This window comes from Sorangium sp. So ce176 (assembly GCF_051519835.1).
Lineage (GTDB): Bacteria > Myxococcota_A > Polyangia > Polyangiales > Polyangiaceae > Sorangium > Sorangium cellulosum_G.
On record NZ_CP150371.1, the window covers coordinates 6,629,571 to 6,649,194 of the forward strand.

16 protein-coding genes are annotated in these 19,624 nt (G+C 69.6%); 4 read left to right on the forward strand and 12 right to left on the reverse strand.

Annotated features, from left to right (window positions below):
• Positions 1-222: 222 nt before the first annotated feature.
• Positions 223-648 (forward strand): globin domain-containing protein, encoded by a 426-nt coding sequence (locus WMF42_RS24825; protein ID WP_437685144.1) that lies wholly within the window; start codon positions 223-225, stop codon positions 646-648.
• A gap of 33 nt (positions 649-681) precedes the next feature.
• On the opposite strand, the gene WMF42_RS24830 is transcribed toward WMF42_RS24825, so the two are convergent.
• The 5 genes from WMF42_RS24830 to WMF42_RS24850 all read right to left on the reverse strand — a co-directional run bounded on the left by WMF42_RS24830 (position 682) and on the right by WMF42_RS24850 (position 7,781).
• Positions 682-2,187 carry a sigma 54-interacting transcriptional regulator gene (locus tag WMF42_RS24830; protein ID WP_233561472.1) on the reverse strand — a complete coding sequence of 502 codons (1,506 nt, stop codon included), beginning with the start codon at positions 2,185-2,187 and terminating at the stop codon, positions 682-684.
• Between the two features lie 226 nt (positions 2,188-2,413).
• Positions 2,414-3,499, reverse strand: a complete 1,086-nt coding sequence (locus WMF42_RS24835) for a catalase family protein (protein ID WP_437685146.1) — start codon at positions 3,497-3,499, stop codon at positions 2,414-2,416.
• 29 nt (positions 3,500-3,528) lie between these two features.
• Positions 3,529-4,659 carry a hypothetical protein gene (locus WMF42_RS24840; RefSeq protein ID WP_437685148.1) on the reverse strand — a complete coding sequence of 377 codons (1,131 nt, stop codon included), beginning with the start codon at positions 4,657-4,659 and terminating at the stop codon, positions 3,529-3,531.
• 26 nt (positions 4,660-4,685) lie between these two features.
• Complete coding sequence (locus WMF42_RS24845; protein ID WP_061608256.1) at positions 4,686-6,509, reverse strand: hypothetical protein; 1,824 nt, start codon at positions 6,507-6,509, stop codon at positions 4,686-4,688.
• A 396-nt stretch (positions 6,510-6,905) separates the two neighbouring features.
• A complete protein-coding gene (locus WMF42_RS24850; RefSeq protein WP_061608255.1) occupies positions 6,906-7,781 on the reverse strand; it encodes a helix-turn-helix domain-containing protein in 876 nt (291 codons plus the stop codon).
• A 365-nt stretch (positions 7,782-8,146) separates the two neighbouring features.
• Between WMF42_RS24850 and WMF42_RS24855 the strand changes: the two genes are divergently transcribed.
• Positions 8,147-9,088 (forward strand): SGNH/GDSL hydrolase family protein, encoded by a 942-nt coding sequence (locus tag WMF42_RS24855; RefSeq protein ID WP_267888079.1) that lies wholly within the window; start codon positions 8,147-8,149, stop codon positions 9,086-9,088.
• A 91-nt stretch (positions 9,089-9,179) separates the two neighbouring features.
• Here WMF42_RS24855 and smpB read toward each other — a convergent pair whose 3' ends face one another.
• From smpB to WMF42_RS24880, 5 genes are all read right to left on the reverse strand, one after another.
• Positions 9,180-9,668, reverse strand: a complete 489-nt coding sequence (smpB, locus tag WMF42_RS24860) for an SsrA-binding protein SmpB (protein ID WP_061608254.1) — start codon at positions 9,666-9,668, stop codon at positions 9,180-9,182.
• A gap of 151 nt (positions 9,669-9,819) precedes the next feature.
• The gene (locus WMF42_RS24865) at positions 9,820-10,542 is read right to left on the reverse strand and encodes a hypothetical protein (RefSeq protein WP_437685152.1); all 723 of its coding nucleotides are present in this window, start codon (positions 10,540-10,542) and stop codon (positions 9,820-9,822) included.
• A 147-nt stretch (positions 10,543-10,689) separates the two neighbouring features.
• The gene (locus WMF42_RS24870) at positions 10,690-11,409 is read right to left on the reverse strand and encodes a hypothetical protein (protein WP_061608823.1); all 720 of its coding nucleotides are present in this window, start codon (positions 11,407-11,409) and stop codon (positions 10,690-10,692) included.
• A gap of 691 nt (positions 11,410-12,100) precedes the next feature.
• Positions 12,101-13,153: a glucuronyl esterase domain-containing protein gene (locus WMF42_RS24875; RefSeq protein ID WP_437685154.1), complete on the reverse strand. Its 1,053-nt coding sequence runs from the start codon at positions 13,151-13,153 to the stop codon at positions 12,101-12,103.
• Positions 13,154-14,125: 972 nt separating this feature from the next.
• The gene (locus WMF42_RS24880; protein ID WP_437694460.1) at positions 14,126-14,428 is read right to left on the reverse strand and encodes a hypothetical protein; all 303 of its coding nucleotides are present in this window, start codon (positions 14,426-14,428) and stop codon (positions 14,126-14,128) included.
• 157 nt (positions 14,429-14,585) lie between these two features.
• Between WMF42_RS24880 and WMF42_RS24885 the strand changes: the two genes are divergently transcribed.
• Both WMF42_RS24885 and WMF42_RS24890 read left to right on the forward strand, forming a co-directional pair.
• Positions 14,586-15,134, forward strand: coding sequence for a glycoside hydrolase family 11 protein (locus WMF42_RS24885; protein WP_081426550.1), 549 nt, complete (start codon positions 14,586-14,588; stop codon positions 15,132-15,134).
• 751 nt (positions 15,135-15,885) lie between these two features.
• Positions 15,886-17,082, forward strand: coding sequence for a hypothetical protein (locus WMF42_RS24890; protein WP_437685156.1), 1,197 nt, complete (start codon positions 15,886-15,888; stop codon positions 17,080-17,082).
• Positions 17,083-17,570: 488 nt separating this feature from the next.
• Here WMF42_RS24890 and WMF42_RS24895 read toward each other — a convergent pair whose 3' ends face one another.
• Entirely contained in the window at positions 17,571-18,722 is a 1,152-nt protein-coding gene (locus tag WMF42_RS24895) for a glycoside hydrolase family 11 protein (protein WP_437685158.1), read from the reverse strand.
• A 689-nt stretch (positions 18,723-19,411) separates the two neighbouring features.
• Positions 19,412-19,582, reverse strand: coding sequence for a hypothetical protein (locus WMF42_RS24900; RefSeq protein WP_437685159.1), 171 nt, complete (start codon positions 19,580-19,582; stop codon positions 19,412-19,414).
• Between the last annotated feature and the right edge of the window lie 42 nt (positions 19,583-19,624).

The following is a 19,624-nucleotide window of genomic DNA, read 5'->3' on the forward strand; positions in this document are numbered from 1 at the left end:
TTGCTCGAGCGGCGTCGCGCTGCGACGACAGGCGCGCAGGTGGACAGCGCTGCGCTCAGGTGTGCGGCTGGCGGCGTGCGCGCACAAGCCCCCAGCGTGCGCGCACGCCGGGGCGCGCGGCGCGGGGACGGGCGCGGCGCGCGCCGCGGCGTGCGGCGCGCGGCATGAACGATGCCTGGCCGCGGGCGCGATGCTCACACAGTGACGGAGGAGCGGCCTCTCATGTCATCCCAGGATGCCGAGTTGCTGCGCGACAGCTTCGAGCTCGTCGTGCAGCGTGATCACGAGTTCCCTCGCCTCTTCTACCGGGTCCTGTTCGAGCGGCACCCGCAGGCGAGGCCGCTCTTCACGCGCAACAGCCCCGGGGCGCAGGGCACGATGTTCGAGCGGACGCTCATGGCCGTGCTCGACCATTACGAGGACGACGCCTGGCTCTCGGAGAAGCTCGCGCCGCTCGGCGCGCAGCACGTGGCCTACGGCGTGACCCCGGAGATGTACGACTGGGTCGGCGAGGCGCTCGTCACGGCGCTCCGCGAGGTGAGCGCCGCGGACTGGACCGAGGCGCACCGCGCCGCGTGGACCAGGGCGTACGGCGTCATCGTCGCCCGGATGCGCGCGGGCGAGCGCGCTCCGGCGCCGATCGCGTGAGCCGCGTGAGCCGAGCCCGGCGGCGCGCGCGGCTCAGCCCTCGCTCACCTCGTCGTCCGGCCCGGCGATGCCGTGGCGCTTCATGAGCCGGTAGAGGGCGAAGCGGTTCTTCAGCCCCAGCGAGCGCGCCGCGCTTGTCACGCTGCCCTGGGCCTCCACGAGCGCGGCCTCGATGTCGGCGCGCCCGAGCGGGGGGCCGGAGTCGGACGGCTGGGGCGGGTTGGAGGACTTGCCGGGCTCCGACCTGGCGCCGACCCGGGGATCCGTCTTCGGGTCGGTCACCTCCGGGCGGAGCGCGGCGCGGACCTCGGGCGTGAGGGCGAGGAAGCTGTCCGGGCTCGACTTGAGGGCAATCCACATGAGCCGCTGCAGCTCGCGCAGGTGGTGCGTGTAGGCGTGGCGGAGGAGCGCCTCGACGAGCGCCGGCGCGATCCGCGGCTCGGCGAGCCGCTCGCCGCGGCGCTCGAAGAAGCGATCGGTCAGCTCCGGGCTCTCGCGCGCGGCGGTGGCGAGCAGGTGCCGCAGGAGCAGCGGGATGTCCTCGCGGCGATCGGGGAGCCCGGGGACGCTCACGGTGATCAGAAAGCGGGCGGAGAAGTCGTGCTTCAGCGACTCGGCCGGGCGGTTCGTCGCCGCGATGACGCGCAGATCCGAGCGGCGCACGCGCGGCTCGCCGAGCCGCTGGTACTCGCCGTCCCGGTCGAGCACGCGCAGCAGGTGGGCCTGCAGGTGCGCCGGGAGCTCGCCGATCTCGTCGAGGAAGAGGGTGCCGCCGTCCGCCTCGCCGATGAGCCCGGGGCGCTCGGGGCTGCCGGCGTTGGGGTAGCCCCTGGCCGTCCCGAACAGCTCGGCGTCGACGAGGCCCTCGGGGAAGGTCGCGGCGTTGCGCGCGACGAACACGCCCGCGCGCCGGCGGGAGAGCGCGTGGATGGCGCGGGCGGCGAGCTCTTTCCCGGCGCCGCTCTCGCCGCGCACGAGCACGTGGTTGCCGGACTGCGCCGCGAACGCGAGGCTGCCGCGCAGCGCCCACACGGCCGGGCTCTCTCCGACGATCCCGTGGGCGTCGGCGTCGCCGAACGAGAACCGCGGCGCCTCGCGGAGCGACTGGATCACCTCGAGGCTCCACCGCCGCCGCACGACGAGCAGCACCAGGGCGTTCTGCAACGTCAGCGTGTCGCCGGCCTTCAGGAGGCCTTGCGTCGCGGGCAGGCCGTTGATGAGGAGGGGGCAGCGCCCGACCGATCGGACCGCGAGCAGCCCGTCCTGGGTGGGCTCGATCTCGAGCTGGAGGCGCGAGATCCGCGGCCCCTCGAGCGGCGGCATCGCGGCCCAGCCCATCGGGCGCTGCCTGTGGAACGTGAGGCGCGGCGCGCCGTCCTGCGACTGCGGCCCGCCGCGGCCGAGCACGCATCGCCCCTCGACGAGCGCCGCCTCCCCCAGGCGGCTCGGCTCCTCGCGCGACCAGGCGATGACCAGGTGAAGGAGCTCCGGGGGCGGCTCCTGGTCGTTCCGGTCCCACAGGAGGCTGGGCTCGGTCAAGGTCGTGGAGGACGTCACGGATGAAAATTCCGGAACGTGAGTTTATCACTTCAGGGGGGCACCGACATCGGTAACGTTCCGGGGCGTCGTGTCAGCCCGCGCCGTACGACGCAGTGTGCGACGCGGGCAGCCGCGCTGCGCGCCGGTCCTGCCCGGCCCTCGGGCGCGGGCGGGGAGGCTGGGTGACGATCTCACGCGCACCCGGGCCGCGCCGTGCGCGCGCCCCTCACGCGCACCCGGGCCGCGCCGGGTGCTCGCTCGACGGCGCGCGCCCGCGCCACGGGCGGAGGGCCCTCGGCTCCTCGCGGCGAACGCCGTTCCTCTCGTGGCGGAGCTTCGATATCACCTCGTAGACAGCGCGCCGGGCGCGGTTCAGCCCGCCGAGCGGCCGGTGCGCCGGCAGGGCGTGCCAGGGCGTGAACGAGAGGTTCTCCTCGAACTCGGCCCGTCCCGGCTGGTCGAGGCGCTGCGCCGGGATCACCATCGTCGCGACCTTGTGGAACGGCGCCACGTCCTCGCTCCAGCGGATCGTCGGGTCCTCGATGGGCGTCCGCGTCGGGTGCGTCTGGAGCTGCACGAGGAAGTCGAACATCCAGTCCCCCCGCTCGAGCTGCCGCGCCACGGCCTGCTTGAGCGCGTCGTCGCCCGGCTCGACATCGACCCAGGGCGCGCCGCAGGGGCGCGGGACGACGGAGAACTTCATCGCCCGCTCCCCCAGCCGGAACGGCGTCTGGCTCCAGTAGCGGGCGTGCAAGGGGTTCTTCAACGGCTTGCGCATGACGGAGAGGTAATTCATGAGCTCGCGCAGCCGGAGGCGGGGCGGGCTGCACGAGAAGAAGAACGAGAGGGGCTTGCCCGCGCTCGTGGCCGTCATGAGCGCGGCGTAGTCCGCCACGCTCCGCGCGAAGAACACGTCCGTGTTCGCCATCAGGAAATCCTGCGTCGTCGCGTCCTTCTCGCCGTCGAGGATCTTCTCCCCCGGGACGTCGAGCAGCTTGATCGACATGCCGCGCGAGTCGCGCCGCATGTCCGACTGGACGCGCGAGGAGGTCGACGAGAAGCGGACCCACGCCGGGTAGACGCGCGGCTCCCGGAAGACGCCTTGCCGGAGCTCGTCGGGCAGGCCGTCATCGATGATGAAATGGGCCCTCACGCAGCCGTTCGACTTCGGGTGCACGCCGCGGAGCGCCGGCGACGCGCCCGCCGGATACGCTCGCTCGTAGCTGCGCTTCATCATCTCGGTGAGCCGTCGAACGCAGTCTTCCTCGCCGGGCGGCGGGCACTCCTCGTTGAGATCGAGCCTCGTGTTCATGACCAGGATCCTCTCTGTCGTTGGGAGCCTCAGGAAGGCCTCGCGACGGCGCGCTCGCGCGCGGGGAGCGCCAGGGGGCCGCTCGCGGGCTTCGCGCCGGACGCGCTCTCCTGCCGCTTGCGGTGCTGCACCTCGTTGCGCAACTGGATGAGCTGCGAGAAGGTGGTGACCCAGAAGGGCGCGCCCAGGGAGAGCATCCCGCACGTAAACGCGAGCCCGGCGAGCCAGAACAGCGTGTCGCGCAGGAGCTGGAGCGCCGTCGGCGAAGCCGCGGGGCTGTCGCCGCGGTACGCGCAGAACCGCTGGACGATCCAGCTCTCTTGCCAGCCGATGCCGAGGCTCGCCTCGTCGAGCAGGGTCGCCGTCTTCTGCATCTCGAGCCGGAAATCCTCGAGCGTGGCGTCGCGGAGCTCGTCCGGCGGGCGCTGCGTGGACGGGCGCTCGCCCAGGCGGTCGGCGGTGATCATCACGGTGTCCGCCTGCGCGACGACCCGCGCGCGCGAGGCGCCGTTCTCGTGGAGCCGGGCGAGCACCCGGAACCCGTCGAAGTTGAAGAGGAGGACCACCATCATCGAGACGAGGAGGGTGAGCTGCCGCGCGCGCTGCTTGAACGTCTGTGACGCCGTCCCTTCGAGGGTGGGAAACCAGCGGCGCACGTAGGCGGAGAACTGCTCGAGCGTGGCGTAGCGCTTCGTCTCGACGGCGCCGCCCTGGCCGCAGCTCACCCAGCGGCCGGGCAGCAGGCGCTCACGCCCTTCCGCGTCGACCGCCACCGACGCGCCGGCGGCGATGGTGATCAGGTCGTCGGCGTCGATGTACTCGACGAGGAGCGCGAGCCGCGCGGGGTCCGACCCGGCCGCGAGCTTCGCGCTGCGCGCGTGCAGGACCGGATCCGCGAGCACCTCGTGCACGAAGCGCATCTCGCAGGCCTCGCTCCTGGAGAGCGCGTCCTGCGCCGGGCGCCCGGTCACCGGGTCGACGACCTCGGGGTCCCTGTGGAACGTGCGGAACCCGTGGATCAGCGATCGCAGCATGTGGATGAGGACGCAGGACCGGTAACGCCCGACGTTGATGATCACCTGCACGACCGCGCTCACGAACAGGCTCGCGGTGAGCATGATCAGCGCGAACGCGAGCGCGGTTTCCAGGAGGGGGAACATGGCTGTGCTCCTTGGGTCCGGTTCGTTCAAAGGGTCTTGAGGTAGTCGACGAGGGCCTCGCGGTCTGCCGGCGGGAGGCCGGTGCCGTACGTGTGCCCCGCGTTGCTGTTGCCCGGGATCGGATCGTCGTTGGCGTCGACGGTGCGGTAGAGGAAGAGCGCGCGCTCTCCCTCCATCGGCTCGGTCGAGAGCCAGCCGACGTTCTGCTCGTCGAAGCGCCGGCTGCCCCGGTGGAACTGCCTCGGCCGGAACGCCTGCGCCTCCTCCGGATCGAGCTCGCCGGGCGGCGCGGGCGGCTTGAGCAGGTCGCCCAGCGTGGGCACCGCGCCGTTGTGGAGGTAGGGGGCGCGCGCCCAGATCCCGTCGAGCGGGCCGGCGAGGTACTCGCCCGCCGCCTGGACCGGGCGGAACGCGTCCTTCTCCCAGAGGTGCCGCCGCTCACCGAACGCGTTGAGCGCGTCGGCGGCCCGCTTCATGAACGCCCTGGAGCGCTCCGGATCGGTCCCCACATCGACGCGCTGCATGTAACGGCTGCCCGCGACCTGCGCGACCGTCCGCGTCTGCCGGTCGTAGAGCCCGTGGCACGAGGCGCAGTGCACGACGAAGAGCGCGCGGCCGCGCGCCGCCCGCTCGGGCGGGGGCGCCGTGAAGGGGTATTCCGGCGCCGGGAGGTCCCGGTCGAGCCAGCGCCCGATCGCGTCGACGTTGTCCTTGTGGAGCGACAGCGCGACGGCGCCGACGCCGATGGCCGAGCCGCGGTTGCGGGCCATGGAGCTCCTTGTGTTGCCGTCGACGTGGTGCCAGGGGCGAATCTCCTCGCGCTGGTTCCACAGCGAGGGGAAGTCGATCTGGGCTGCGGTCCTGTCGTCGGGCGCGCCGAGGACCTCGAGCTTGACCGCGTTGAAGGGGTCGATTCGCCCCGGGCCGTTGTCGGGGCGGAGGTCCATCCAGGCGCTGACAGCCGCGCGACCCCGCTGCTTCAGCTCGGCGAGGATGACCCGGTAGACGAGCTGCTCGCGGACGGTGAGCGGGGGCGCACCTTCCTCGTCGAGCGCGGCGTTGATCTCCTCGATGAGCCGCTCGCCGGTCATGCGCTCGTCCAGGAAGGCGCGCGAGAAGAAGCGCTTGAATCCCTGGAGGTCGGCTGTGTGGTTCGGCATCCCGTCGACATGGGCGACCTCGCCGTCGGCGCTCAGGTACTCGCCGCGGTGGCACCCCGAGCAGTTGATGGCGACGCGCTTCAGCGCAAAGCTGGTGCGCAGCAGCGGGACGTGCAGGGTGGAGTCGGCGAGGACGAGCCCGCGGCCCACCGGGCGCGACGTGTAATAGGTGGTGTCGTCGTCGCCGAAGCCGAAGCGCTCGTAACCGCCCCCCTTGAACTCGTCCTCGAAGATCTTCGGCATCACGCGGAAGATCCAGTAAGGGACTCCGCCGCCGAACTCCGTGCCCGTGGCGCCGTACCGGAAGCACCACACGAGGTCCTCCTTGCAGTCGAGCTTCCTGCCCGGCACGGGCTTCTCTGCGGGGATCGCCCCTTCCGAGGGGAGGTGGAGATCGACCGCGACGGTCGCTGCGAGATGGCGAGGCCGGAAGACAAGAACGGTGAGCAGCGCAACAAAGGTGACGAGGGGGATGCAGAAGGCGGCGTGGCTCGTGCCGATCCAGCCGGCGGCGCCGAGGGTGATTCGCCGGAGCCAGGCGCCGCCCTCGCCGGAGCTCCGGGGGGCGACGTCGAGCTCTCCCGGCTGCGGGGGCGCTGTATCGATCACGGTGCGGGACACCCGGTCGTAATGCCGGAGGGTCCGCGGAGACATGCTGCTCGGAACCAAGCGGTCGTCATCGTTGGGCATCGCGGAGCTCTCCTTGGCGGCACGGGCGAGCCAGGCGTCAGTCCTGCGGGACCGCGCCGGGCGGGTACGCCTCGGCCAGCAGGGGGCGTGGCGACAGCGGGTCGCATCACGCCGCGGGTCAACCTCGGCCCAAGCACGGGGTGGGCCACGGTGTGCGGGGGCGAAATGCCGGAGTTTTTTGGGAAATCCGGCGGTGCGAGCGCACGGGGCGTGCGCGCACGCACGCACGTGCCCGCACGCTCGGTGGACGCCCGGGTCCATGGCCGGACGGCACAGCCCTCCTCTGTCGATGACAGGCCTGAACGGCCGCGGTGCGCCCGCAGGACCGTCGCCTCGTCGATCCCCTGTCCTGGCGCCCCTCCCCTTCCGCGGTGTCCAGCGGCGGCCGGCCGGCGTTCACTTCCTTCGATACGCGCCGGGCGTCGTCCCCGTACGACGCTTGAACGCCGTCGTGAGGTGCCCCTGGTTGGAGAAGCCACAGGCCAGAGCGATCTCGGCGATGGACAGCCGCTCGTCCCGGAGCATTGTCATCGCCCTTTCGATGCGGCGTGAGAGTACGTACTGATAGGGGCTCTGGTGAAAGGCGTGCTTGAACAGGCGCGAGAAGTGGTCCGGCGAGTAGCCGACCAGCGCCGCCAGGTCCACGAGCCCGAAGTTCGAGGAAAGCTCGCCGTCCACGAACTTCTCGATCTGGGTGCGCTGGCTGGCCGAGAGGCTCGCTGTGCGCAGCGCGATCTCCGCCCTGGCCCCCGCTCCGTACCGGGCCGTGAGGTAGGAAGCCAGCGCCAGGGAGAGCGACTGCACGTAGACGGCACCCAGGTACTCCTGCCCCACGGCCTGCGCCTGCAGGCGATGAACCAGGTCGACCACATGGGCGTCGACAAGACCGAACCGCGGGCCACGCTCCGGAACCAGGACGGCGGACGGAGACGAACAAAGAGCCCGCATGGACGCCTCGGGAAAGTTCACCGACGTACACACCGACGGCCGCCCCCGCCAATCGACGCTCTGAAGCGTGGTCTTCCGCGGCAAGAGGTCCATCATGCCCGAGAGCCGCTCGAAGGAATGCTCCCGGACTTCTCCCGAGGTCGGCTCCACGAAGCGAATGTCGACCTGCGAGGGGCCTCCCGCCCAGACCAGGACCGCATCCGACGCGTTCGAGAGGCTCTCGAGCCGGCCGCTCTCGGGCACGTGCCCGATCCGGAGAGGCAGCCCCACCCAGTCCGATCCGGTGAGCGCCGACCCGTACTTCGCTGAAAACTCCGCGGTCATGCTCGGGGTCGCCCCAGAACATCGTCGACGTCGAGGAACAAGGGGTCAAGCCTTTCTTGCACGGATATTGCACCGGGCGTGCCCCAGCGCGCACCTCGGCTGGCTTGCGTCGCGCGGATCCATGTCGCGCGCCGAGATCCTGAAAAGCTACGCCGAGAACTTGAACGACGTCTCCGCGGACGCCTCGTACCGTTCCCCCACTTCCTCGCAGAGGTCGGGCGGGCAGCGTGGAATGGCTCCAAGCGCCGTCGATCTTCTGTTCGAGACGTAAACATTCACCCTATCGGTCAACCATGACCGGGAGCTCTGCATCCATGTTGCCCTTGACCTCTTCGCGCTTCGTCCGCCGTGCTGTCTCTGGCACCTTGGTCCGCGGGATCCCCCTCGCGAGCCTTCTCCTTGTCGGTTCCCTGGCCTGCTCCAGCGCTCCTGATGGGTCGACCGACGGCTCCGGCGGGTCCGGAGGCGCGTCTTCCGGCGGCGCCCCGACGAGCGGGAGTGGGGTCTCGGAAGGCGCCTCGACAACGGGTGGACCGGGCGGCACGGGGACCGTCGGCTCGGGTGGGCAGGCGCCCACGGGGAGCGGCGCGACGGGCACCGGCGGGGACGGCGCCGGTGGGGACCCGTCCGGGGGCGCGACGTCCAGCAGCTCCGGCGGGACTGGGGGTTCTCCCGCAACAGGGTTCCAGCCTTGCCCCGAGACGGGCCCCTGCAAGGTCCTGCCCCTCGGCGACTCGATCACCTTCGGTCTCGGCTTCGACGGCGGGTACCGGGTCGAGCTCTTCCGCCTGGCCCGGCAAGACGGCCACGAGATCACCTTCACGGGCACGCAGGCGATGAACGGCCCCACGATGGTCGATGGCGCGCCGTTCCCCCGCAATCACGAGGGGATCAGCGGAGAGACCATCCAGCAGATCGCCAATCGCGTGCCGACCCCGGCGCTCAGAGACGCGCCGCACATCGTGCTGCTCCACGCGGGCACCAATGACATGGTGCGAGAGGCCAATGGCGCCAACACCCGCCTGGCCGCTCTCCTGGACGAGCTGATCGCCGAGGCGCCCGATGCGCTGATCGTCGTGAGCAACATCATCCCTCTGCCGTTCTCCCCAGGCTCGGTCGACGCGTACAACGCCACCATCCCCGGGCTGGTCGAGGAGCGCGCCAGCGCGGGCGCGCACATCATCTTCGCCGATCAGTTCACGGGTTTCCCCACGTCCGAGCTCGGCGACCAGGTCCACCCCAATCAGGCGGGCTACGCCCGGATGGCGGGCGTCTGGTACGACGCGATCGCCGACTACCTGAGGTGAGCCGGCCCGGGGCCGGAGCTCCACCGTGAGGGGTGGGGCTCTGGCCCGCGTTCGACGCCCGCGCTGTCCATCCGCGAGCTCGCCCTGCGCGTCACGCGCGTCCGTACCGTCGCTGTCCGTGCACCACGACGGCGCGCGCCTCGCGCTCGGCGTCTTGCGCCTTGATGGCCTCGCGCTTGTCGTAGATCTTCTTCCCCCTCGCCAGCGCGATCTCGACCTTGGCCAGACCGCACTTGAAGTACAGCCGGGTAGCGACGGCGGTCATCCCCTCGCGGGCGATCGACAGATCGATGCGCTCGATCTCGCGCCGGTGGAGGAGGAGCTTGCGCGCGCCCTTCGGCAGGTGGCCGAAGGCCGCGCCGGACATCTCGGCGATGCTCACGCCTTGCAAGAACACCTCGCCCCGAGAGACAGTGCAGAACGAGTCGGTCAGGTCGGCCTTGCCGGCGCGGAGCATCTTCACCTCGCTCCCCTTGAGGACGATCCCCGCCTCGAACCGGTCGCCGAGGTCGTAATCGAAGCGCGCGCGCTTGTTGCGCACGATGAGCGTCTCGCCCGGCCTGGCCTTTTCCTTCTGCACGAGGGGACCTTAGCACGACGCGCCCGTGCCCCCGCGACCAGCGCCCGCGGGGCCATGCGGGCTCAACCGCTGAACGCATGCGACACGCTCGCTGCATGAGCAAAATTCACGCCCCGGTGCACTGACCTCTTCCGCGCGGCCGCTGCGGCCGTCAGTCGATGGTGATGTCGACCGGCCCCGCGACGGGGAAGGAGAAGGTCTGCTCCTTGGTCTCCTCTCCGGTCGGGGAGCATTCGCCACCGGAGCAATCTTGCCCGCTCCAGAAGCGAAGGTGCACGGTCAGCGTGCTTGCCTCGATCGCGACGAGCTGGCTGCACAACGCGGGCGAATCGGGTCCTCCTCGGCACTCGGCGGGCAGATCGCGCCGCTCGAAGACCAACCTGTCCCACGTGAGCTCGAGGGTGCTGTTGGGATCGAGGGTGCTGAGCTCCTCCGTGATGCAATCCGCCGGGCCCATGCCGTCGTTCTCCATGTGCCAGCCACAGGTCGACCACCCTGTCAGATAGGGCTGTTTCCGTGGAGCTTCGCCCTCGCTGACGGTGAAGGCTCTGGTGCACTCGCGGTTATCATCGTAGTACACCGGTACGGCCCGCTGGTTCGTGATGCGAAAGACCACATCTCCCGGCGACGCCTGATTCTCGAGATCGCTGCACTGCGCCGCCACCCCGCCGCCCTGGCCGCCGCCGCCCTGGCCGCCGCCCTGGCCGCCGCCGCCCTGGCCGCCGCCGCCGCCCTGGCCGCCGCCCTGGCCGCCGCCGCCCTGGCCGCCGCCGCCGCCCTGGCCGCCGCCCTGGCCGCCGCCCTGGCCGCCGCCGCCGCAGCCGAGAAGTGCAAGTAGCGCAACACCGAGTCCTCTGACAAAGCGCTTGTTCATGAGGAAATGCCATCAGCACGAGTCGTGCCAGGATCCCATCGGCACATTGGCAGCTAAGGGAGCCACAGAACTCGCTGCGCGCATCGGCGCTCGCCGACTTTGGCCCCGCGCGCTCAGTGACCAGGCTGTGCCGGCGTGCGCCAGATGTCACAGCATGCGACACCGTGGATTGACGGAGCGCACGAGCTGGTCAGCATCGCCGCCGATCTGAAGGACGGCGGCGCCCACGGGGCACTTGACCGTATACGCCGTGCTATGGGCGTTGCCGAAGCCGGGGACGGTGTTGGTTGTACCGTCGCTCATCTTCCACGCTTCGACTGTCTGGCACAGCAGTTCGATCCTGTACACAAGCGAGTCGACCCAGATGTTGATCCCGACCAGGACCTGGCTCGCAGGGCAGATCGCGCTGGCCGGCGATCCGCCGTTGCCGCCGGCGGTCACTGTCTGGAAGGCGGTGCCCAGGGTGCCGTCGCCGGCGAGCGGCGCGCAGATCAGGCCAATACTGTCAACCGAGCCGCCGCTCCGGCCGTGGACGCCGACGGCCACGTTGCTGCTCCCACAGGAGACCTCGTACGAGATGTCGACGGCCGCGCCGCCAGCGCCGCCCATTCCCCCAGCGCCGCCGGCACCGCCCATACCCCCAGCGCCGCCCGTGCCCCCGGCGCCGCCCGCACCCCCTGCGCCGCCCGTACCCCCGGCGCCGCCCGTGCCGCCGCTCCCCGCGTCGCCGCCGGCGGAACCACCGGCGCTGCCGGCCGCGCCGCCGCCTGTCGTGCCGGCGGTGCCCGAGAAGTCGAGCCCGTCGACCCCCGAGATCGCATTGCATGCCGCGCTCCCGCACACGAGGGCGAGCGCCGCGGCCGCCACCGTCGCGAGAGTCTCTGTCGTCCGGACTGCTGCGTGCTCTCTCGTCAAAAGCTTCCGTGGCTTGTGATCTGGCAAGGCCCGAAGCTCGCCTGGAGGGCTGGCGCCGGCAAGCTCCCGGTGCCGCAGCGCTGCGGCGGCGCCCCTGGGCGAGGCCGAGCGTGAGGAGCGCGGGGTGGATTCAACCAGGGTGGGTCGGGTGGGCGGCATGAGGTCTCCGCTTCGGGGATCGACGTCTCGGTGCGGGCGGTGGTTGACCATACCTGCGAGGGTTGCCGGAAGGAACCCGATCCGAGAGCTCGCGCTGCCCTCGTCGCGGTGGCCGGGGCCTGGGCCTCGGGCACGCGGCGAGTCGGCCACGCCGCGCGCTTGACAACCCTGCGACGCGCGTTCATACATGACGCCGCGGGCCGACAGTGCTCGGTTTTCGTAACTATAACGGTCCTAAGGTATCGACCCTCGGGCGACCGAGGTGAGAGAGCTGTCGCTCCTCTCCCCGAGAGAAGCGCGGCGTTCCCGCTGCCGTCCCTCCGAGCCTCGGTTCGGAGAGCGGTGAGAGAGGCTACCGAGCACGCCACCTTGTCCGCACCCTCTCTACATCCCCGCGCGCAGCGCGCGAGCAGGCCGCCGGAGGCGCCTGGGATGCCGTCCCCCCCTGGAACGACAAGCCGCGATGGGTGGCGGATGACGGCCGTCACTCCAGCGCGGGAGTATCCCAGTCGATCCATGCCGCCAGATCGGCCGTGGCGACCGGCTGCGGCTCCATCCTTCCATCCGGGTCAGCCGTCCGCGTCAGGTGGGCCCGGATGGCCCTTCTCAGCGGCTCCGCCTGCTCCGGATAGAACCCGCAATGATTGTGCGGGTCCGAGGGCCTGCCGCCGTGATAAGCGACGTTCTTCTCCACGCCGAGCGCCTTGTACACCTCTCCACCGGCCGCGGTGGCCGCGTGCTGGGCGACCGACCCCAGCTCACCGATACGCGAGTTGTCCAGGACGAGCAGCCCGCGCGGCGCGTACATGGCGACCAGCGAGTGCGTGTCTGCCGGGATGACATTCACCTTGTCTCTATAGCTGCCAAAGGCGGTCCCGAACCATCCCTGCGCTTCGCTCCAGGCGGAGCTCAGCGACTGGGCCGGCTTCCCGTTCGGGCCCACCGGGTTGGTGTTCACGACCCGGAACGCGGATACGCCGCCGGTCCCGGACTCCTGCGGGATCCCCAGCGCGATCCGCTCATCGAACGCACCGATGGTGAAGGCGCCCTTCCCCAACCTGGAACAACCGGTAACGCCGATGGCCGTTGGATCGATGATATCGTTCCGCCCCGCATCGCGCTCGTCGACCAGCACGTCGATGATGCGGCTCACGCCCCAGGCCCAGCCGACTTGAGCGCTGGCGCCGGTGTTCCCGTAGATGCTCGAGAACAGGCCGGTTCTGCCCGTCTCGCTCGACATGGCGTTGTTGTTGTAGTTGATCGTCGCGACCCCCTCCTCTGCGAGGAGGGATTTATCCAGGCTCCCCCCGCCCAGCCCGATGATGGCCGGAACGGGGCCGCTCGCGCCGCTCGGCAGGCTCACCGACACGCTGAACTCGATGCTCTTGCCGCCGTGCTCCACGCGCACCGCGATGGAGGTGCTGCTCACCGACCCGGTCACCTTGTCAGGCCGGCCGGGCTTCTCACCGTGAATGTACTTCTCGACGGCTTTCTTCAGCTCGGCCCTGCGGCAGCGCCACTGCGACTTCTTGGACATGCGTGAGCCATCGAGAGACGCGAACAGATCTGGCAGCTTGCTGTTGTTCGCCTCCTCGGGCTCACCGACATCACAGTCCTCGCCATAGAACTCTTGAAAGTCAGGATTGTAGACGCCATCCGCTGTGTCATCGCTGCCACCGGCGCCGTCGCTGCCACCGCTCCCCGTCTGCCCGCCCGTGGCGGGGCTCCCCTCGCCGCCGCTGCTGCTGGTGCTGCCAGCCGCGGAGGCTCCCCCGGCAGCGGCAGCCCCTCCAGCGCCCGAGCTCGCGCCGCCGCTGGACGCGGATGTCCCGTCCGTCGACCCGGGCGCCCCGGTCCCCTCCGCCGGTCCGCAGGCGAACCCCATGAGGGAGAGACCCGCTGCCAAGACTGTCCAATCCGCCGCTCCTGCGCGCGCGAGCTTTGCCATGAGCTCCAATTCCCGCGATCGCGCGTTTCGATCTCCAGTTCAGCGCCGCTCCTCTCGCCTCCAGCACCACCCGCTCAACTCCGCTTCACAGGATCCAGGTGGACTGATGGTTTCTACCTTCAACGCGCCGGGGCACGTGGGCAGCTTCCCGCCCGCGCCTGCCGCCGCCTCCGCCCGCTCGGTCGCCTCGTTGTGCCGGAGCGCCTCCGGCCAGGCCGGCGCCGGACTCAGCATTGCCGCGCTCCAGCCCGCCTGCCACGGGCCCCCGTCCGAGCCGCCCGCCCCGGCATGCAGCGCCGCCGCCTCGTCGAAGCGCCCCTCGATCTTGTGTTGGCATCTTTTCGCAGACTCACCGTACCGGCGGCGGCTGCGCGGCGGCGGCTGCGCGACTGCGCTCGCGGCCTGGCCGGGGTCGCGCCCAAGGGCTGGCCCTCGATCGGCAACGGGAAAACCCCTCCGGGTCGCTGGGGCACCAGATATTGGTGCGAGCCATGATCACGAAGTCGGTTTCCGGGAATAGGAAACAGATAGGCAAGGAGGAGACGTGCGTTCAACTTCACTTCAAACTTTCGCTCTCATCTTAGGATTCGCCGCGGTGGGCTGCTCGGGGGCGGACGATTCATCCGCGGACGCCGGGTCCGGCGGCGGCTCGGCCGGGACGAGCGGCGCGACGACCGGCGGCGCGACGACCGGCGGCGCGACAACCGGCGGCGCGACAACCGGCGGCGCGACAACGGGCGGCGCGACGACCGGCGGCGCGACAACCGGCGGCGCGACAACGGGCAGCGGCACCGGCACGGCCGGCGGCGCGAGCGGGTCGACCAGCGGGGCCACGAGCAGCACGACAACGAGCAGCGGGGCCACGGGCGGACCGGCGACGACAGGGACCGGGGGCTCGGACGCGACCGTGGGCTCAGGAGGCGGCGGGGGCTCGGAGGGGCCCGCTACCTCGAGCTCGACCGGCGGCACGCCGGGCCCGTGCACAGAGCCCGACCGGGAGGTGTGCAGCGACGGCATTGGCATGCATTGCGGCCTCACCTACGAGTACTGGAAGGACCGAGGGGAAGGATGCCTGACCAACACGGCTGACGGCTTCCGCGTAAACTGGAACAACATCAACAACCTGCTGGGCCGCAAGGGCGTGAGGCCGGGCGGGAAGGATCATGTCGTCACCTACGAGGCCGACTACCGGCCCAACGGCAATTCATACCTGGGTGTCTACGGGTGGACGACGAGCCCGCTCATCGAGTACTACATCATCGATAGCTGGGGCACCTGGCGTCCGCCGGGCGGCGAAGGGTTCGTGGGCACCGTCACCAGCGACGGAGGCACCTACGACATCTACAAGACCCAGCGCGTCAACCAGCCTTCCATCGAAGGCAACAAGACGTTCTATCAGTTCTGGAGCGTCCGCAAGGAGAAGCGCACGAGCGGGACCATCACGGTCGCCAACCACTTCGACGCGTGGGAGCGCCAGGGCCTGACCCTGGGGACCTTCTACGAAGTCTCGTTGGTCGTGGAAGGATACCAGAGCAGCGGTAGCGCTGACGTGAAGGTCTCGATCGAGTGAGCGCTGGGCGTGACCATCGCTCCGTCCAGCGGCTACTACTAGAAGACACGACGTAAGCGTTCGCGGGCTGGGAGGGGCTCTGAATCGCCGGCGCCCGGGAACTACGAACGGCGCCTCCCCCGAATGTCATGTGGCAGGTCACGGTGTCCGGCGGCGTGCAGCGACAAGCGGCACGACCGACGGCGCCGGCGACCTGCAGTTCGTGGAGTCAACGCTTTTCCCTTCTCCTCGGCTCATCCAAAGTCGGCGACGATCTTCTCGTAACAATTTTTGACCCGCTTAGCTGCTCGGAAGCCACCTGCCATGCAGCGCGACCAGCCGTTGGCCGGGGCCCATCCGGGTCTTGTCCAGCGGATGCGCGGGAGCATGCACCCGGCATCCAGCGGTCACCAGGAGCACCATGCGAATCAACGATCAGGCAGGCTTGTCCACCGTGTCATTCGGCAAGATCTCGCAACGTACGTTCGGTTTCCTCTCGTGCGCTACGGCCCTCCTGCTAGGAGCCTGCAGCGGCGGCGATATCGACCCCGGAGGCACCGGCGGGACCCCGGACGTGGGCACCCCGGGATCAGGGGGATCGGGCCCGACCCCCTCCGTCACCAGCGGTGGCGCCCCGTCCACCTCCGCCGCGACCACGGGCTCCTCGTCCACCGGAAATGCCGCAGGTGGCACCGGCGGCTCGAGCGGAACGGGCGACGTACACCCGAAAGATCATTGCGTGGACGGCTTCGACCCTCATCCCAGCGACGCGATGATGAAAGACGGTCCGGCGGAGTTCTCCAAGAACGGCCAGATCGATCTCACCGTTCAGCCGGAGGTCATCGCCTGGATGGAGCAGAACGAATGGCAAGCTGCCCACTTCGAGTGGCACAGCATCCGGCGCTGCGGTGCCGGTGGGTTCGGGGGGATGAGCCGGGTCAACATCTGCAGCTCGTCGGTCCCGGTCCCGTCGGACCAGGAGTGTAAGACCACGGGCGATGGCTTCCAGTTCCTCGCCATGCACCGGCACATGATCCAGTCGCTGAAGCAGCTCTGGCCGAACCACGCGGAGCAGTTCGACGGCTTCAAGAAGTTCCCCACGACGGCGGAGGAGGTGCCCCAGCAGTGGAGGGCGGACTTCAGGCCGTGGAGCGCCACGACGCTCGCCAACGCCAAGATCGCCGACGAGATCGACAAGCCGGAGAACCTGAGCCGCTTCCCGGACGAAGGCGCGCTGGGTATGTGGCTCCAGTGCTTCGCCGGCCAGGCCATCCCGGGTTCATCGCAGACGGCCAGCGGCCTGCACGGGGATCTCCACTTCAAATGGGTGCGCTCCAACAACACCGACCACGGCCTCGGCAACCAGTTCACGAACATCGACAACTACATGTTCTGGAAGCTGCACGGCTGGATCGACAACGTCTGGGAGAAGTACCGCGTCGCCAAGGGCTTGTCGCCTACCGACCAGGAGCTGAAGGACGCCGTGGCGGCCCAGTGCTACGAGATGGACGCGATCGCTCGGGTCATCAATCCTGAGCTGACTCCGGATCCGGAAGATCCGCTGCCCACGGAGTCCGGCGTGTTCCACACCACGGTCCGTCCGATCTTCGAGAGCGCGATCCACAAGTGCAGCGGCTGCCACGCTGCGCCATCGACCGGTCCCCAGGCAGGTCTGTCGCTCGGCGGCGACATCAGCTCGGCGGACATCGTGGCGGGCCTCGTCAACAAGCCGTCGCGTGCCGGTGGGCAGTTCAAGCTCGTGGTGCCGGGAGATCCGGAGCAGAGCTGGCTCTACCGCAAGGCCGCAGGGACGGCCGCGACCGCGGGATGCAGGCCTTCCGCCACCGCCAGCTGCAACACGGGCGTCATGCCGCAGTCGGCGGAGAACAAGCCGACCCTGACGAACGCTGAGCTCGCGACCCTCCGCCAGTGGATCCAGGACGGCGCGCCCGCCCCGGCGAAGCCGTAGACTCGCCCCGATCCCCCACGGTCCGCTCGCCCCTGCGCGTGAGCGGCCCGTGGGTGGCAGCTCGCGCAACCCACATCGAGCACGCCGCTGTGCGCTGACGACCTCGGCCGTCTGTCGCGACGATCGGGTCCGACCTGGGGTGCGCTCACGGCACCCCGGCGCGTCCGCCCCCGAGACCGTCGCGGTCAAGGAGACGAGCGCCATGATCGGGCTCGCTGGTTGGGGAGCTAGGCCGATGGGGACGGCCTGGGGTCGGGAGGCGTTCCTGATCGTGATCGCCAGGATCGGTGGGGGGAAGGAGACCCAGGCGCTCCGGAGACGTCAAGCCCCGACGGCGGGACCTGACCTGGGTTGACAGGACGTTCTTTTATGCGCTCCGCCCCCCCTGCGTCGCGCCACCGGGGCAAGCAGGTACATGGTACCTACCGCCCGTCCGTCCGTCGGTGGGCAGGAACCCCTGCCCACCGACGCGGCTCAAGACCCGGTGCTCATCGGATGGACACGTTCACATCAGCAGACCCGCTGCTCTGATACCCTTCCACGACCATCGAGACCTCGTACAGGCTCCCCAGGTTCATCCCCGCGCGCGCCCACGCATCGAAGTGGTTGCCGACAGTGATGGTTCCGCTCGTGCGCTTCGACGTACGGACGCTCCAGTACTGATAGAACGTCGCGTTGCCATCGATGGAAGGCTGGTTGACGCGCTGGGTCCTGTAGATGTCGTAGGTGCCTCCATCGCTGGTGACGGAGCCCATGCGACCCTCACCGCCCGGCGGACGCCAGTTGCCCCAGCTATCGATGATGTAGTACTCCACGAGCGGGCTCCTTGTCCACCCGTAGACACCCAGGTACGAATTGCCGTTCGGCCGGTAGTCGGCATCGTAGGTCACGATCGAGTTCTTCGATCCCGGCCTCACGCCCTTGCGACCCAGCAGGTTGTTGATGTTGTTCCATTCCACGTTGAAGCCGTCGGCCGTATTGGTCTGGCATCCGGTCCCGGAGTCCTTCCAGTACTCGAAGGTGAGGCCGCAGTGGGTGCCCGTTTGATTGGCGCAGACCCGCTGATCGGCAGCCGTGCACGTGCTGCCGCCGCCGCCGGCCCCGCCGCCGCCGCCGGCCCCGCCGCCGCCGCCCGCGCCGCCGCCCGTCCCCGAGCTGCTGCTCGACGACGCGCTCGTGCTGCTGCTCGACGACGCGCTCGTGCTGCTGCTCGACGAGGAGGACGAGGAGGAGGAGGAGGAGCCCGAGGCGCCGGTGCCGCTGACCGATGCGATCGAAGGCCGCCCGGAGCCGCTACCGCAGAACCCCCACTCCGCCGTCTGGCCCGCGGCCAGCGTTCCGTTGAAGCCCACGTTCTTGGCAGTGAACTGCCCGCTCCCCGGCGTGACGTTCACGTTCCACGGCGCGGGGTTCGTCGACCCGTTGAGCGCGACGACAACGCTCCAGCCGGTGACGGCCCTGAGGCCCTTGACCTTCACGCTCGCGCAGTAGCCGCTTCCCCAGTCCGACTGAATTGCGAGCACCGCATCCACCGAGCCGTCCGCGCTAGCCACGCCGGCGCTGAGATCACCGAACTCTTCTTCATCCTCGATGGGTACAGCGTTGCACGCGAGCACACCGAACGCGATCGAAGCCGACATGTAGCCAAGCAGGCGAGTAAAGCTCATTAAGGTTCTCCATGACAGGGTCGGTCGAATCACAGGCTGATTCTCGAGGCAGATTTGTGAAGAAGCGAGACGCCTGCGAGCTCCACCGATCCGTAGGTTAGAGTTCAAGATTTCCGGCAACCGTGCTCTTGATCACGGCTGCATCCGCGGGAGTTTGCCGACGAGATGCCTGGCGTACACCGACGATTATCGGAGATAATATCTCACACGCGGACACCCCGCACGACGGGTGCCTACACCAGAGAAAGTAAGCGCAACCTGGACGCTCAGCCGCAAAAAGCAAGTCATCCGGCAGGTACCCCCCCACCGAGTCGGTCGTTGTGCGTCCGTCGACCGACCCCGGCGGCCGGCCGAGGATGCTCCGGACCGCCGAGGGGGATAGAGTATTCATACAAATGCTGGAGGAAAGTCAAGACTCTTTTCTATCTCCTGGGTTGTTTTGGCGTGCACCGTACAGCCACGTTGCGCGCGTTGGGTCGGACATGGAACCGTGCGCGGTTCGTTCACTCTCCTGGAAAAGCAACGACGTATCGATAATCGGTCCGGGCGTAGACAAGGCCCTCTTCATGCCACACCCGCGAGCGCTCGTCCTGTTCGACTCGGCATCGCCACGCGGCGCGGAGCGGCCTTCCGCGCACCGCCCGGGCTCGGGGCGATCGAGGTCATCCGTTGTCGCGGTGAAACCCCACGAAGAACCGCATTGGACAGTCGGGGTCGACCTGACGCAGCACCTCTGGCACGTCCATATCAGGGCGCGCCGGTTCGAGCAGCGTCTCTCGACCGTTGAGCCCGTCGATGCGATAGCGGAGCCATCCGGAGACAATGTGGTTCACGCCCCACACACCGGGCCTCGTCGCGCCGTTCTTCGCAGGCAG